The 14484-nt window shown below is 68.7% G+C and carries 14 protein-coding genes; 7 read left to right on the top strand and 7 right to left on the bottom strand.

Annotated elements, in window-relative coordinates:
- Window positions 1–17 precede the first annotated feature (17 nt).
- Both ACFXHA_RS13285 and ACFXHA_RS13280 read left to right on the top strand, forming a co-directional pair.
- Window positions 18–1760, top strand: coding sequence for a protein kinase (locus ACFXHA_RS13285; RefSeq protein ID WP_379356166.1), 1743 nt, complete (start codon window positions 18–20; stop codon window positions 1758–1760).
- A gap of 76 nt (window positions 1761–1836) precedes the next feature.
- Window positions 1837–2559, top strand: a complete 723-nt coding sequence (locus tag ACFXHA_RS13280) for a pyridoxamine 5'-phosphate oxidase family protein (protein ID WP_379356164.1) — start codon at window positions 1837–1839, stop codon at window positions 2557–2559.
- Here the strand turns inward: ACFXHA_RS13280 and ACFXHA_RS13275 are convergent.
- A complete protein-coding gene (locus ACFXHA_RS13275; protein ID WP_379356162.1) occupies window positions 2479–2793 on the bottom strand; it encodes an ArsR/SmtB family transcription factor in 315 nt (104 codons plus the stop codon). The genes ACFXHA_RS13280 and ACFXHA_RS13275 overlap by 81 nt on opposite strands.
- Before the next feature lie 93 nt (window positions 2794–2886).
- Between ACFXHA_RS13275 and ACFXHA_RS13270 the strand changes: the two genes are divergently transcribed.
- Together ACFXHA_RS13270 and ACFXHA_RS13265 are read left to right on the top strand one after the other, a co-directional pair.
- Window positions 2887–4131, top strand: a complete 1245-nt coding sequence (locus ACFXHA_RS13270; RefSeq protein WP_379356160.1) for an MFS transporter — start codon at window positions 2887–2889, stop codon at window positions 4129–4131.
- Between the two features lie 169 nt (window positions 4132–4300).
- Window positions 4301–5689, top strand: coding sequence for a pentapeptide repeat-containing protein (locus ACFXHA_RS13265; protein WP_379356158.1), 1389 nt, complete (start codon window positions 4301–4303; stop codon window positions 5687–5689).
- A gap of 8 nt (window positions 5690–5697) precedes the next feature.
- On the opposite strand, the gene ACFXHA_RS13260 is transcribed toward ACFXHA_RS13265, so the two are convergent.
- Window positions 5698–6477 (bottom strand): VOC family protein, encoded by a 780-nt coding sequence (locus tag ACFXHA_RS13260; RefSeq protein ID WP_379356156.1) that lies wholly within the window; start codon window positions 6475–6477, stop codon window positions 5698–5700.
- Window positions 6478–6632: 155 nt separating this feature from the next.
- Here ACFXHA_RS13260 and ACFXHA_RS13255 point away from each other — a divergent pair, with 155 nt between their 5' ends.
- Complete coding sequence (locus ACFXHA_RS13255) at window positions 6633–7397, top strand: hypothetical protein (RefSeq protein WP_379356154.1); 765 nt, start codon at window positions 6633–6635, stop codon at window positions 7395–7397.
- 4 nt (window positions 7398–7401) lie between these two features.
- Here the strand turns inward: ACFXHA_RS13255 and ACFXHA_RS13250 are convergent, their stop codons facing one another.
- A complete protein-coding gene (locus ACFXHA_RS13250; protein ID WP_379356152.1) occupies window positions 7402–8055 on the bottom strand; it encodes a class I SAM-dependent methyltransferase in 654 nt (217 codons plus the stop codon).
- A 94-nt stretch (window positions 8056–8149) separates the two neighbouring features.
- On the opposite strand from ACFXHA_RS13250, the gene ACFXHA_RS13245 reads away from it, so the two are divergent.
- Window positions 8150–9265 (top strand): alcohol dehydrogenase catalytic domain-containing protein, encoded by a 1116-nt coding sequence (locus ACFXHA_RS13245; RefSeq protein WP_379356150.1) that lies wholly within the window; start codon window positions 8150–8152, stop codon window positions 9263–9265.
- Between the two features lie 78 nt (window positions 9266–9343).
- On the opposite strand, the gene ACFXHA_RS13240 is transcribed toward ACFXHA_RS13245, so the two are convergent.
- The 3 genes from ACFXHA_RS13240 to ACFXHA_RS13230 all read right to left on the bottom strand — a co-directional run bounded on the left by ACFXHA_RS13240 (window position 9344) and on the right by ACFXHA_RS13230 (window position 12337).
- The gene (locus ACFXHA_RS13240; RefSeq protein WP_379356148.1) at window positions 9344–10117 is read right to left on the bottom strand and encodes an SGNH/GDSL hydrolase family protein; all 774 of its coding nucleotides are present in this window, start codon (window positions 10115–10117) and stop codon (window positions 9344–9346) included.
- A 54-nt stretch (window positions 10118–10171) separates the two neighbouring features.
- A complete protein-coding gene (murJ, locus tag ACFXHA_RS13235) occupies window positions 10172–11881 on the bottom strand; it encodes a murein biosynthesis integral membrane protein MurJ (protein ID WP_379356146.1) in 1710 nt (569 codons plus the stop codon).
- Window positions 11882–11974: 93 nt separating this feature from the next.
- Window positions 11975–12337: an ArsR/SmtB family transcription factor gene (locus ACFXHA_RS13230; protein ID WP_379356144.1), complete on the bottom strand. Its 363-nt coding sequence runs from the start codon at window positions 12335–12337 to the stop codon at window positions 11975–11977.
- Between the two features lie 113 nt (window positions 12338–12450).
- Between ACFXHA_RS13230 and ACFXHA_RS13225 the strand changes: the two genes are divergently transcribed.
- Entirely contained in the window at window positions 12451–13185 is a 735-nt protein-coding gene (locus ACFXHA_RS13225) for a hypothetical protein (protein ID WP_379356142.1), read from the top strand.
- On the opposite strand, the gene ACFXHA_RS13220 is transcribed toward ACFXHA_RS13225, so the two are convergent.
- Window positions 13178–14314, bottom strand: a complete 1137-nt coding sequence (locus ACFXHA_RS13220) for an MFS transporter (protein ID WP_379356671.1) — start codon at window positions 14312–14314, stop codon at window positions 13178–13180. The genes ACFXHA_RS13225 and ACFXHA_RS13220 overlap by 8 nt on opposite strands.
- Between the last annotated feature and the right edge of the window lie 170 nt (window positions 14315–14484).

Raw genomic sequence — 14484 nt, 5'->3', positions numbered from 1 at the left:
CTGGATGGGAGGGGCTTGTGCTCAGACCGGGTGAGATCTTCGCCGGGTACGTGATTCAACGAGAGCTGGGACGCGGCGGGATGGGCGCCGTGTACCTGGCCCGCCACCCGCGCCTGCCGCGCTGGATCGCGTTGAAGCTGCTGAACGCGGAATTCCACGGGGACAGCGAAACTCACGCCCGCTTCGAGCGAGAGGCCGATCTGGCCGCGCGGCTGAATCACCCGAATGTGGTCACCGTGTACGACCGGGGTGTCGAGGACGGGCGGCTGTGGATCGCCATGCAGTACGTCGACGGCGTCGAGGCCGAATCGGTGCGGGACATGACCCCCGAGCAGGCCGTCGCGATCGTCGTCGCCACCGCCGCCGCCCTCGACTACGCGCATCGCGTCGGGGTGCTGCATCGAGATGTGAAGCCCGCCAACATCATGCTGGCCACCGAGACTCGCGAACAGCAGGCCGGAGTGCTGCTCACCGACTTCGGGATCGCGCGACTACAGGAGGACACCGGGCGGCTCACCGGTTCCGGCTCGGTGATGGCCACCCTGGCCTACGCCTCACCCGAACAACTGCAGAGTCAGCCCGTCGATCACCGCTCGGACCAATACTCGCTGGCCTGCACACTGTTTCGACTATTGACCGGATTGCCGCTGTTTCGTGCGACCGATCTCGGTGCGATCGTGAAGTCGCATCTGTACGACAGTCCGCCGCCGGTGGGCAGCTATCGCCCCGGTCTGCCTGCCTCGTTGGACCCGGTGCTGGCGCGGGCGCTGGCCAAGAATCCCGACGATCGCTATCCGTCGTGTTCGGACTTCGCGGCCGCCGCGCAACGAGCGCTGACGCTGGGTGACCCGGTGGGTTCGGCGACCATCTCGATCCGGGATACGGCTCCGGAAACTCCTGCGAGCCGGGCGAAACCGGCTCCGGCCCCGCGGCGCGGGAAGGCGGGCGCGACCCCGGCCCGGTCGTCGCCGGCCGCGGCGCGGTTGTCGCCGCCGCAAGCCCGGTCGCCGCAGTCGGGGCCCCATGCCCAGCGCCGGGCGGCACCGTCCGCCGTGGCGCTGCGGTCGGGAAAACTCACCGACATTCCGGCACTGATGGGACCGGCGACCGACCGGCATTCGAGAATCCCGCTCGCCGAGGCGAAATCGCCGCCGTCACCGCGCAGGTGGCTGGTGGGCTTGCGGATGGTGGTGCTGCTCGGTGTCTGCCTGGCGGTCGGGCTGGGTGTGGCCGTCTTTCTGGTGACCCCCTTCGGCAATACGGCCAAACCGAAGGCCCCGGCTCCCGAAATCGCCGAGATCAGTGCGGCTTTCCCCGGTTTGGTGCCGGCTCAGCCGGAACTCGGTTCGGGCTATGTCGCCGCGAGTTGCCGCGTTGTCGACCACGACACCAAGGACTTCCTGCCGCCGTGGGCCTTCGAGGGCTGGGCGGCCGCGTGGGACTGCCAATACTCTGCCGACCACGACGTGCGTGAGTACGTGCTGTTCGCCTACAGTTCGGGCGCGGCGGCCCACTCGGTGGCCAGCCGAATCCATCCGGCGGGCAGCACCTTCGAGAACCTGACCTTCCAGGAGGCGTGCGGCGGTAAGCAATACACGAACCTCCGCTTCGATTCCTTCCCCGAGGTCCCCTCGACCGCCTTCGCCACCACCTTCTTCGACGACCCCAAGCGTGAGAAGTTCCTCATGTACACCCGTGGCACGCCCAAGGCGCCCAGCGGCGTCGTCGACTGGTGGAAATCCTTGCCGCTCACGCAGTAGTGATCTCCGCCGCACCCTCCTGTATCCAGTACGTCCGTACTGTTAAATTTGATCGCAGGGTGTGGAAGGGAGCGCAATGTCGAATCGGTATGCGCGGATCGCCTTCTCGGAGGCGGCGCGCGAGCGTCAGAAGCTCATCGGCAGCTATCGGGACTACGGTGCCCAACTCGAGCGCGGGCGCGACGAGCCGCAACCGCTGGAAATGCGTGAGCAGGGCTTCATCCGCGCGGCGGACTCGTTCTTCCTCGGCACCACCACCCCCGACGGCTGGCCCTATATCCAACATCGCGGCGGCCCGCCGGGTTTCGTGCAGGTCCTCGACGAACGCACCCTCGCCTTCGTCGACCTCACCGGCAACGGCCAGTACGTCACCGTCGGCAACCTCGCCGGCAACGACCGAGTCGCCCTGTTCTTCATCGACTATCCGCTGCGCGAACGCCTGAAGGTGTACGGCCGCGCCCGCATGGTCGAACGCACCGAGGATCCCGGCCCGGTGGATCGGATCTCCGCCGCCTACAACGGCGCAATCCAGAAGATCGCCGAGCGCGCGATCATCATCACGGTCGAGGCCTACAACTGGAACTGCGTCAAATACATCCGCCCCCGCTTCACCAAGGACCGCCTCGACGAGGCCATCGCGCTGGAACGCCGCACCGCCGCCGCCGAGCGAGATCGGCTGACCGCCGAGATCGAGGAACTGCGCCGTGAGAACGAGCGGTTACTCGGCGGCCTCGTTGGCGGCGGTCAGGACGGCGTCCAGCAGGCCGGGCAGGGCGGTGTTCAGATCCTCGGCGCGTAGTTGCAGGTGGGTGTTGCCGTCGATGGTGACCTTTTCGGTGACACCGGCCTCGCGCAGGATCTTGAAGTGGTGCGCGGCCGTCGATTTGCTGATGCCCTCGTAGGTCAGGCCGCAGCGCATCGGGCCGCCCGCATTGGCGAGGCGGCGGACCACCTCGAGGCGGATGGGGTCCTGTAGTGCGCCCAGCACCGCGGGCAGCGGGGCGACCGCGGGCTTCGCCTCGGTGTCGGACATGACCTACCTCACTCTGGGGACTGGTTTGATAATTATCGAACCTGCCGTAGAGTCGGGTTCGATACAAATCAAACTTACCTGATGGAGGGTTCGATGGCATCGGCAACGGCAGTTGCGACTCGAGCCGAACAGGGCAGCCAGACCTGGGCTTACGCCCTCATACTTGCGGCTTGTGGCGTGGCGCTCGGGGTATCGGGCGCGCCCGCCCCGCTGTACGGGATCTATCAACAGAGCTGGCATTTCTCGCCGCTCACCACCACCTTCGTCTTCGCCACCTACGCCGTCGCGGCGCTGGGTTCGGTGCTGGTGTCCGGCCGCATCTCCGATGTGGTGGGGCGGAAGCCGGTGCTGCTGGGCGCGTTCGGGCTGATGATCCTCGGACTGGTGGTGTTCCTGTTCGCCGACAATGTGGCCATGCTGCTGCTGGCCCGGGCGCTGCACGGCGCGGCGGTCGGCGCGATCGTGGTGTCGGGCGCGGCGGCGCTGCTGGATCTGCGCCCGCAGCACGGGGCGCGGTCGGGGCAGTTGTCCGGCGTCGCCTTCAATGTCGGTATGGCCGTGGCGATTCTGGGTTCGGCGGTGCTGGCGCAGTACGCGCCGCATCCGCTGCGGACGCCGTACGTGGTGATCACCGTGGTCTGCGTGCTCCTCGCGGCGGGCGTGCTGGCGCTGCGCGAGCCGCACACGGCACGCAAGAAGCAGCGCATCACCATCGCGAAACCGGCTGTACCGCAGGAGATTCGCAGTGACTTCTGGTTCTCCGCGCTCGGTGTGATGGCGGCCTGGTCGGTGCTGGGTGTGCTGTTGTCGCTGTATCCATCGCTCGCGTCGTCCAAGACGGGCATCCACAATCTGGTCTTCGGTGGCGCGGTGGTGGCCTCCACGGCGACCGCGGGCGCGCTCGCGCAGGCCGTGGCCGGTGGGATCACGGCCCGGCGCGCGGCCATCGCCGGTGACATCGGCATGGCGATCGCGCTGATGGTCACCATTCCGGCGCTGAACACCGGCAACTGGGTGCTGGTGCTGCTGGCCGGATTCGCGCTGGGTGGGACCTTCGGGCTCGGCTTCGGCGGGTCGCTGCGGCACCTGTCGAACGTGGTGCCGCAGCACAAGCGCGGCGAGACCATGTCGGCGTACTACCTGCTGGCCTACTCGGCCATGGCGATTCCGACGGTCATCGCGGGCTGGGCGGCCACCACCTGGGGGCTGAGCACGGTGTTCCCGTGGTTCGTGATCGTGGTGGCGCTGGCCTGCCTGGGTGCCGCCGGAATGGGGCTGCGGCGCAACGCCGAGGTGACGGCACCCGTCGAGGCTGCCGTGCCTGCCGAGGTTGCGTGATTTCTCCCCCGATAGCCCGTTTCGCGTCCGCCCGGTGACCACCCGTCGCCGGGCGGACGCGGCATTTCCGGCGAAACGGATTGGCGGGACATCATTTTCGGGGGTGCGAAGTCGTGAACGAATCCTCGCAACCGATGCGTGACCGGCCCAGAATCGCTATTCTTCGGCTATGTCGCGGTGGAGGTTCGGTGGGGTGGTGAGCCGGACGTTTCATCGGTCGGGTCAGACGGTGTCGATACTGGTGGCGGTGCTGGGCGGCCTCACAGTCGGCGGCCTCACCTGGTGGTGGTCGGGCAAGGTGGCCCCGGCCGTGGCCGTGGGTGTGGGTGCCGCGTTCGTAGTGCTGCTGGTCTACCGCTGGCGGCGTGATGCCGAGCGCGCACGCTTCGCCGAGGTCTTCGCCGCCGCCGCACGGCAATTGGGTGATCCCGATGTGGCCGTGCGGATCGCGGGCGTCTACGCCATGGCCGGAGTGGCCGACGATTTCGCGGCGCGCCGGCGGCGTCAGCAGTGCGTGGATGTGCTGTGCGGGTACCTGCGGCTGCCGTATGCGCCGGAGGAGGGGGCCAGTCACCTGGTCTCCAAATCGCAGCGCATCGAGGATCACGGCACCGCCGTGGAACGGGTGTACACCTACCGGCAGAACGACCGGCAGGTTCGCGACACCATCGTGCGCGTGGTCACCCGGCGCCTCCGATCCTCGGCCGAAATATCCTGGTCGGCTTGTGATTTCGACTTCTCCGACGCGGTATTCGAGGACGCCGACTTCCGGGGCGCGATCTTCGGCGGCCGCAATACCAGCTTCGCCAATGCCATGTTCCTCAGCGGCCGCACGGCCAGTTTCGAGCAGGCGCGGTTCCTCGGCAAGCGAGTCACCTTCCGCGGGGCCATCTTCCGCAGCCTGGCCGTTTTCGATCGAACGGACTTCGCCCACAGCGCCGTGCGTCGGGGTGAGCGGCGCGCCGCCGCGACGGTGTTCACCGAGGCCACCTTCGGCGGCGGTGTCAGCTTCGAAGGCGCTCGATTCCGGGGCGCGCGAACGATATTCGAGCGCACCACCTTCGCGGGGGAGCGCAGCAGCTTCGCCAACGCGGGCTTCGCCGCCGACCTGACCTCCTTCGAGCGCGCGGTCTTCGACGGTGACCGGGTGACGTTCACCGGCGCCGAATTCTCCGGCGCCCGCACGACTTTCGCCGACACCCGCTTCTACACCGAATCCAGCTCCTTCGACTGCGCCCAGCTCGGCGCGCAGGTCCGTTGGCGCACCGGGCGCACCCAGGAAATCTCCTTCGCCCGCGCCGAGTACCACGGGCGGGTGTCGTTCGCCGATGCCACCTTCTCCGGTCGGCTGGTGACCTTCGCCGGCGGCGACTTCTTCGGCGACATCTCGTTCCGCCGTGTCGGTTTCGATGCCCGCGCCATCGATTTCGAGGGGCCGAAGGCCTGGGTCGGCGTGCATTTCGACTGGGACGGCAGCCCCAACACCAAACCGGCGAACATCACGCCCACGCCGTGGCCACCGGCCCTGGCGGAATCCGCCAAGGAACCGGCAGCCTGACGCGAGACCTACGCGGGCATTTCGGGCTTCAGCAGCGCGAAGACCGCGCCCGCCGGATCGCCGAGCACGGCGAACCGGCCGACCGTCGGAATGTCCATGGGCGGCACCACGACCGAGCCGCCCACCGAGGTCGCGGACGCCACCTGCGCGTCGACATCCTCGGAACCGAAATAGGCCAGCCAGTGCGGCGGCTCGTTCTCGCCCTGCAGCGGCGCGATGCCACCGAAGCCGGTGTCGTCGGGCGCGCTGTCACCGGTGGCCAGGACGGTGTACGGCATCCCGGGCATGTCCATCTGCGTGGTCCGCCAATCGAACACCGTCCGATAGAAGGCCGCGGCGGCGGCCGGATCGGAGACGTGCAACTCCACCCACGCCAGCGCGCCGGGCACACTGGCGAGTTCGAAGCCGGGGAAGGCCAGCGGCTGCCAGACCGCGAACTGCGCGCCCAGCGGACCGGTCAGATTGGCCATGCGCCCGACGCCCATGACATCGAAGGGTTCGTTGCGGACGGTGGCCCCGGCCTGTTCGGCGGCCTTGGTGGTGGCATCGGCGTCGGGTGTCTGGAAGTACACCGTCCAGGACGAGGCCGCGCCCGCCTCGGTGAGCGGCCCGATGCCGGCGACGGTCTTGCCGTCCACCTGGAAGAACCCGTAGCCGCCGGCGTCGGGTCCGGCGGATTGGAACTCCCAGCCGAGCACGGTGCCGTAGAAGGCGGTGGCCGCGTCCAGGTCGGGGCTGCCGAGGTCGAGCCAGTTGGGTGAACCGGGAACGAATTCGGTTGTGAGCACTGGAATTCCTTTGTTTTCGGGATTGGTCGCCGGGAATGCCCCGGCGGGGTCCAGCATTCCACCGCATGCTCGCCGGGGCTGCCGGATTGCCCGGTTGTTCGCCCGTGCGATAGCTTGCAGTCGATCGGGCAGGGGTTTGCGGAGGGGTTTGCGGCGTGTGGTTTGTGGTCGGGACGGCGGTCGTCCTGCTGTCGGTGGGGGCCGTGCTCGCCGTTCGGGCCGTCGCTCGCCAGGCGCGGGCCCGGGCCGACCCCGCCGTTGCCGGGGTGGGAGTCCGTCCGCGCGCGCTGATTTCGGGTCTGGCCGTCAGCGGCTGGGTGCTGGTGTACGCCGCGGTCGCCTCGAATCTGCCGTTCCTGCACCACGACACCATTGCCGGGAGCGCGCTCGCCGCCCCGCCGGAGCTGGTGCGGGCCGGTCAGCCCAGTACGGTCACCGGCAAGGCGCCGGCCCCGGATCCGATGGCCGCGTTGAAGGTCGGTGACTGTGTCGAGGTGCCGATCGAGCAGGCCCGCAATGCCGCCGGTGACCCGACCTGGAAGGCGGGGACACCGGAGCCGTCGGATTGCGCGTCGGTGGACGCGAATTATCGGGTGCTGCAGATCGGGCCGGACTCGTGCACCGATCCGCTCTACACCCTCGAATCCGCCCCGCACGACAAGACCGGCAAGGTCCGCTATCACCTGTGCCTGACCTTCGACTGGCGGGCCGGGGTCTGCTACGACACCACCAATATGGATGTGCCGTCCAAGGTCGACTGCGCCGCGACCGGTGAGCACATCGTGCAGGCGACCGCGGTGTTCGTGAACTCCACCTCGGGTGCGGGCTGCCCCCGTGACGGCCGCGGGGCGGTGTGGGTGGTGTGGAACAAGCTCCAGCTCACCGTCTGCTTCCGCGGCAGCGACAATCCGGGGAAGTGAATCGCTAGACCCGGTGGCCGACGGTGATGACGTCGGGGATCAACCAGGACGGCAGCGGCCGGGCGATCTTGCGCTGGTCGACGATTTCGAAACCGGCGTCCTCCAACAGTTTCCGGGTCTCACGCGGTGACGGGGCGTGGGCCGGGAACAGCGGGCTGCGGGTGAGACGCTGAATCGGGCGGGAGGTCGGGCCGTCGGGGTGCATGGTCGCGATGGCGACCAGACCGCCCGGCACCAGCACCCGATGGAACTCACGCAACGCGACCGGATGATCGAAGAAGTGGAAGGCGCTGGTCGAGACCACCGCATCCAGATCGCCGGGGGCGAAGGGGAGATGCTCGGCCGCGGCCTGCCGCCACTGCACGTCCTTCGAGCGGGCGCGCGCCTGCGCCAGCATGCCGGGGGAGGCGTCCACGCCGAAGACCGCGTCGGGCCGTAGTTCGCGCTGGATGCGGGAGGTGAGAATGCCGGTGCCGCAACCGATGTCGGCGATGCGGCGGGACTTGGCCCGGCGCAGTTCCGACAGCACCTGATCCTGCGGGGGACGGTAGACGACCTGTTGCAGGGCCGCGGTGTCGTAGGCGCGGGCGACGTTTCCGAAGAACTGCGTCACCACATGGTTGAAGGCGCGATTGCCGGTGGTCAGCGAAGTGCTCATGTGTGCTCCTGTCCGGTACTCATGGAATCAGATATCCAGCTGTCTGGGAAGGTTCCCCGGTGTGGCTTCCGGCCGCCGGTGTAGCGTCGGGCGCATGAGGATTCGTGGTGCCGTTCTGGAGAGCATCGGCGCGCCGACGCCGTTCGCGGAGTCGAAGCCGCTCACCATTTCCGAACTCGACCTGGGCGAACCCGGTCCGGGTGAGCTGCTGGTCCGGATCGAGGCGGCCGGGCTGTGCCATTCGGATCTGTCCGTGGTGGACGGCAATCGGGTGCGGCCGGTGCCGATGCTGCTCGGGCACGAGGCGTCCGGACGGGTCGAGGCGGTCGGGCCGGGCGACAGCGATATCGCGGTCGGGCAGCGCGTGGTGATGACCTTCCTGCCGCGCTGCGGCGAATGCGCCGGTTGCGCCACCGACGGCCGCACCCCGTGCGAGCCCGGCAGCCTGGCCAACAATGCGGGCGAATTGCTCGCCGGCGGTAGGCGATTGCTGCGCGACGGCGCGGAAGTTCATCACCACCTGGGTGTTTCGGCCTTCGCCACGCATGCCGTGGTGGATCGCCGCTCGGTGGTGCCGGTCGACGACGATGTGCCGCCGGAGGTGGCCGCCGTCCTCGGCTGTGCCGTCCTCACCGGTGGTGGGGCGCTGCTGAATTCGGCGAAACCCGGTCCCGCCGACCGCATCATGGTGGTCGGTCTCGGCGGTGTCGGCATGGCCGCCGTCCTGGTGGCCGCCGCTCTGCGCGCGGGGACCGGACGCGAGGTGATCGCCGTGGACACCGTCCCCGAGAAGCTCAAGATCGCCATGGATCTGGGTGCGACCGCCGCCTACACGCCGCAGGAGGTCGCGGCCGAGCACATCCAGGCCGAAGCCGTCATCGAGGCGGCGGGCAATATCCGCGCCTTCGAAACCGCCGTCGCCGCAACAGCTCCCGGCGGTGTCACCGTCACCGTCGGCCTCCCCGCCCCCGACGCCCGCGCCAGCATCTCCCCCCTGGGCCTGGTCGCCCAGGGCCGCGCCATCATCGGCAGCTACCTCGGCTCCGCGGTCCCCGCCCGCGACATCCCCGAATTCGTGCGCATGTGGCGCGAGGGCAAACTCCCCGTCGAACGCCTCGTCTCCTCCCACATCCGCCTCGAGGACATCAACCAGGCCATGGACGAACTAGCCTCCGGCCACGCCCTCCGCCAGATCATCACCTTCGACTGAGGCCCGCCACCCGGGATCGCTACGCTCGAGCGGCTTTTCGCGTTCGCGGAAGCGGGAACGGGCCCTGCGCGTGGTGGTTCAGGACAGGGTGCGGGCGATGACGTCGGCCGCGTAGGACTGGCCGACGGCGTTGGGGTGCAAGGGAACCGAGAAGGTGTCGGGGAGGGGCCCGTTGACCCAGTTGGTGCCCGCGGGCTCGCACATGTCGTGGCCGGTCATGGCGAAGATGTCGGCGAAGCGGGCGTGGTGGGCGGCTGCCGTGGCGGCGAGGGTGTCGGCCATGCGTTGCTGGCCGTTGGCGCTGCTGAATCCGTAGCAGCCGGGGCCGTCGGGTGGGGCGTAGCGGATGTAGGGGAGCACTACGACCGTGGCGTGGGGTGCGCGCTGGTGGATGCCGTCGAGGACCGCGCCGACATTGGTTCCCATGGTGGCCAATTCGGTCTCGGTGACCGCGCCCTGGTGGCCGAGCGCGCCGATGTCGTTGGCGCCGATGGTGATCGTGACCAGGTCGGTGTCGGGGGTCAAGGCATCGAACTGCGGCGGTACCGATCCGGGGGTGGCGCCGGTCTGCGGCTGGGTCATGTGCGTGGTCTTCGCGCTGCTGCAGGTGGCGTCCACAAACTGCGCGGGCGCGAGCTTGCGGGCCAGATCGGAGGGGTAGTTGTCGTCCGAGCGGGCGCAGAACAGCGGGACGCCCGTCTCCAGCCGGTCGAGCGAGCCGACCGCCGCGGCCGAGTCGCCGAGTGCCACGTAGCGCTGGATCGGGGCCGAATCCTCCGGTGCTGCCGCCGAAGCCGGTGCGGTGAGCGCGCCGCAGGCCGCCACCAGGGAGATCAGTCGAAGCGGGAACATGCCGGGATCGTACTATCGTTTCGCTAGTAACAGGTGGGGTGACGGCCCGGAACTTCAGGAAAAGGTCAGCAGGGTGCGGGCCACGCGGAGTTCGGGGATGCCGACGGCCTTGGCGGTCAGCAGGAAGACGACGGTGCCGGAGACGAATCCGGCTGTGAGGGTGGTGATCTGGGCGAGGGTCGGGGCGGAGATCGTCGTGGTGGTGAGGAAGACGGTGGCCAGGGTGGTGGCTCCGGCCGCCACGGTGGCCCACACGACTCGGTGCGCGCTCGCGGCGACGATGCGGAATCCCAGCGGGCCGTGGCGGCGGCGCAACAGCAGATGACCGGTCGCAGCCCCGGTGACGTAGGCGAAGGAGCTTGCGACGCCGAGCATTACGACGACCGTCGGGCCGGTGCACAGCGTCGCCGTCAGGGCCACGATGGCGACCTTCGTGAGGACCATGACCAGATTGATCAGGGTTGGGGTGCGCGTGTCGTGATAGGCGTAGAACACTCGCATCTGGAGCATGACCAGTGCGAACGGGGCCAGGCCGAAGGCTGAGCAGGCGATCGCGATGCCGATGAGGCGGGCGGCCTGCGGATCGACGCGGCCGGTGAACACCAGCGTGGCGAAGGTGGGACCGAGCAGGCTCATGGCCATGCTGATCGGGATCAGCGCCGTGAACAGATACCGCGCGCCGCGCGACAGATCGGCGAGCACCGCGCGATGGTCGTGCCCGGCCGCCGCGCGGGAGATGCGCGGCATGAGCACGGTCAGCACCGAGGCGGCCAGAATGCCGTACGGAACCTGGAAGAGCAGTTCGGCATAGTTGTTGATGGAGACGCCGTCATGGTCGAAGGCGACCCGCATGGTGACCGCGACGCTGACCTGACTGATCGCCGCGTACACCAGCAGCCAGCCCAGGATCGGCATACCCACGCGCACCGGCCGCAGCGTGTAGGGCAGTGGCCGGGCCCGCCAGCTCCACCGGAACCCGCTGTGCCGCAACGCCGCAACCACCCATGCGGACTGGCCCACGATCCCGGCGGTGGTGCCGATGCCGAGGGTGAGCACCTGCGCCGTGGTCATGGTGCCGGGGGTCAGCGTCACCGGGCCCGGTAGCAGCGTGAATACCCCGCAGGTGGCCAGCACGATCGCATTGTTGACCACCGGAGCCCATGCCGCGCTCGCGAAACTGTCCCGCACATTGAGGACCGCGCCCACCACGACGGCCACCCCGTAGAAGAAGATCTGTGGCAGTAGCAGATACGCCAATCCGGTGGCGAGCCTGCGCTGCCCGGTATCGGCGATGAACAACCGCACGATCAGCGGCGCGCACACCACGGTCAGCACCGTGATGACCGTCAATGTGAGCACCGCGCCGACCATCACACGCTGGGTGAATTCGCGAGAGTGCTTGCGCCCGTGCCGTCGTGCGCGGGCCAGCACCGGAACCACCGCGCCGGCCAGCACCCCGCCGAGCAGCAGCTCGTAGATCATGTTCGGCAGAGTGTTCACGCCGTTGTAGGCGTCCCCGACCGCCGCGGTCCCCAGCACGGCCGCCAGCACGAGGGTGCGAGCGAACCCGGTCACCCGGCTCACCACCCCGGCCACCGCCAGCGCCCGGCCCGCCCGCGCCAGCTCGCCGGACTCCGAACGGCCCGGCCCGCCAGCGCTTTTCGGATCGGCCGCCGCGATTGAGCGGTGCGCACGCTGGATCGGTAATGGTTGCGTCGGGAAACTCCCGTAGTCGTGCACCAGACCCGCTCGATCGACGTCCATCTCCCCGACGGTAGCGGGAACCCGTCGGCAGCGAGCCTGCGCTGGTGGCGGCGAACGGCGAAAGGCGTGCGCGCCGGTGGGAGTTCGGTGCGGTCAGCCGGCGGTTTCCGGCTGGTCGGGGATGCCCAGGCGGAGGTGTTCGATGTGGTAGACGGCCTCATCTAGGAGTTGCGCCACGTGACTGTCGTAGAGGCTGTAGACGATGCTGCGACCCGTGCGGGTGCCGCTGACCAGGCCGAGATTGCGCAGCAGGCGCAGTTGGTGGGAGACCGCGGACTGTTCCATGCCGACCGCTTCGGCGAGTTCGGTGACCGCGAGCGGACCCTGCCGGAGTTCGGTGAGGATCAGCAGTCGGCTCGGAGTCGCGAGGGCCTGAAGAGTATTCGCGATGTGCGCCGCGGCGTCCGCGTCCAGACGTGCCGCGGGGCGGTCGCGGTCCTCGACTCCATGTCCCATGGTTTCGGAGCCTACCGGTGGTGTCGACGCCCACAGTCGAGGATATATATGAAGACGTCTTCATGTGTTCTGTTATGGTTCCAGCGTTCCCGCCGTTCGTCCAGGAGGTCGTCATGAGCCTGACCGCTCCCGCGTTGATCGCAGCCGGAGCCGGAGTCGGCTTCGGTCACGCCGTGCTGCCCGACCACTGGGTGCCGCTGGCCGTCATCTCCCGGGCCCAGCGCTACCCGCTTCGCCGGGTCCTGCGGCTGTCCGGGCTGGCCGGGTTCGCGCACGTGGCACTCTCACTGATCCTGGGCGCGATCGTGATCGGCGTCGGCCTGCAGTTCCGCTCGGTGGTGGAACGCAACGAGGGACTCATCGTCGGGGGACTGCTGATCGCGACCGGTGTGGTGTTCGCCGTGCTCGAACTACTCGGCCGCGGGCACAGTCACGACCATGCTCACGGGCACGGGCACGGGCACGGGCACGGGCATGACCATGACCATGACCACGATCACGATGACCATGGACACCACCACGGCCATGACCACGACGACCACGGTCACGAGCACCGGTCGCGTGGCACCCGATTGCTCGCCGTCGCCGTGCCTTTCGGTGCCGCGGCCTCGCCGGATCTCACGATCCTGCCGGTCTTCCTGGCGGCCAGCGCGGTCGGCGTCACCGCCGCGATCGGCACCCTCATCGCCTTCTCCCTGGTCACTCTCGGCACCATCGTCGGCCTGACCATGCTCGGCACCCTGGCGGGCTACCAGTTGCGTGGCGCGTGGATCGACAAGAGCGCCAACCTGATCACCGCCGCCGTGCTACTGATCATCGGCATCCTGATCGCGGCGAACATCATCTGATCGATTGCCGTAATTCCCACTCGCGCTGCGGTTTCCGTACCGACACCACCGCGCAGACCAGGGCGGCGGCGACCAGCGCACACCCGGCCCACGGCGTCGCCCGCAGCGCGCCCGCACCGACGAGCACGCCGCCCAGCGCGGAGCCGAGCGCCACCCCGACGTGCATCGCCGACACATTGACGGCCACGGTCGTATCGGCGACCGCCGGACCGGCATTGATCAAATAGTTCTGCACGATCGGGGAAACAGACCAACTGACCGCACCCCACAGCATCATCGCGGGCACGAACCAGCCCGGCGCGCTACCGGCGGCGGGCAGTAATGCCATGGCACACAGGAATACCGCCGGGCAGACGCACAAAGCGCGAGCGACGCCGAGGCGGTCCGACAACAGCCCGCCGAGCCATGCGCCGGTGACACCGGCAACCCCGAAGGCGACATAGAGGCCCTGTAAAGCGGTGGGGTTCGGGCGCAGAACAGCATTCAGATACGGCGTCAGATAAGCGAACAGCGTGAAATGCCCGCCGATCATCAAGATCGACACCAATTGCGCGGCCACCAGCCGCCGGTCGGTGAATACCGTTCGATAGGACCGATGCTCGGCCACCGCCGTCGGTTGCCTGCGCGGCAACCGCCTCCCGAGCCACATCATCAGCGGCGCGACCGGTAGCGCGATCGCGACGAACACCGCACGCCACCCGGCCCATTCCGCGATTCGCATCCCGATCGGCACCCCCAGCACCAGCGACCCGCTGATCCCCATGAACACGATCCCGATGGCCCGCCCCCGCTGCTCGGGTGCGGCGAGCTCGGCCGCGAGCCGGCTCGCGACCAGCACCAGGACGGCACAACTCGCGGCCATCACCACCCGCGCCGCGAGCAGACCCAGGTAATTCGGACTGGCCGCCGCCGCGAGATCGGCCACCGCGAACACCGCCAGCGACATCAACACTGTGATCCTGCGCTCGGTGCGTGCCACCAGCGCCGCGGCCCCGAGCGCGGCCACCGCGAACACACCGGAGAACACGGTGGTCAATTGCCCCGCCACCGCAATCGACACCCCGAGTCCACTGGAAATCTCGGGAAGTATTCCAGCACAGATATTCTCGGCAACCCCCGCCAGAAACACCCCCGCCGCCAGCAAATAAACCCGCCCGTCCACCGAAACCCCTCCCGCACAGCCGACGTGATCGAGCAACACGCCCCGACCCTGCCGATCGATAACTGGGTTTCGCGCCACGCGTCGGTTATCCCCTGACACCCCGCGACGCTATGCCGCCCCTCCAACTCGGACCAGTA

It is taken from the genome of Nocardia sp. NPDC059240, assembly GCF_042753865.1.
In the GTDB taxonomy this organism is placed as follows: Bacteria; Actinomycetota; Actinomycetes; order Mycobacteriales; family Mycobacteriaceae; genus Nocardia.
This window is presented reverse-complemented; position numbering and strand designations above follow the sequence as displayed.

Excerpts from the sequence above, each read along its gene's own strand:
- ACFXHA_RS13280 (WP_379356164.1), top strand. The coding sequence starts at position 1,837 with ATGTCGAATCGGTATGCGCGGATCGCCTTCTCGGAGGCGGCGCGCGAG.
- ACFXHA_RS13275 (WP_379356162.1), bottom strand. The coding sequence starts at position 2,793 with ATGTCCGACACCGAGGCGAAGCCCGCGGTCGCCCCGCTGCCCGCGGTG.
- ACFXHA_RS13270 (WP_379356160.1), top strand. The coding sequence starts at position 2,887 with ATGGCATCGGCAACGGCAGTTGCGACTCGAGCCGAACAGGGCAGCCAG.
- ACFXHA_RS13265 (WP_379356158.1), top strand. The coding sequence starts at position 4,301 with ATGTCGCGGTGGAGGTTCGGTGGGGTGGTGAGCCGGACGTTTCATCGG.
- ACFXHA_RS13250 (WP_379356152.1), bottom strand. The coding sequence starts at position 8,055 with ATGAGCACTTCGCTGACCACCGGCAATCGCGCCTTCAACCATGTGGTG.
- ACFXHA_RS13245 (WP_379356150.1), top strand. The coding sequence starts at position 8,150 with ATGAGGATTCGTGGTGCCGTTCTGGAGAGCATCGGCGCGCCGACGCCG.
- ACFXHA_RS13240 (WP_379356148.1), bottom strand. The coding sequence starts at position 10,117 with ATGTTCCCGCTTCGACTGATCTCCCTGGTGGCGGCCTGCGGCGCGCTC.
- murJ (WP_379356146.1), bottom strand. The coding sequence starts at position 11,881 with ATGGACGTCGATCGAGCGGGTCTGGTGCACGACTACGGGAGTTTCCCG.
- ACFXHA_RS13230 (WP_379356144.1), bottom strand. The coding sequence starts at position 12,337 with ATGGGACATGGAGTCGAGGACCGCGACCGCCCCGCGGCACGTCTGGAC.
- ACFXHA_RS13225 (WP_379356142.1), top strand. The coding sequence starts at position 12,451 with ATGAGCCTGACCGCTCCCGCGTTGATCGCAGCCGGAGCCGGAGTCGGC.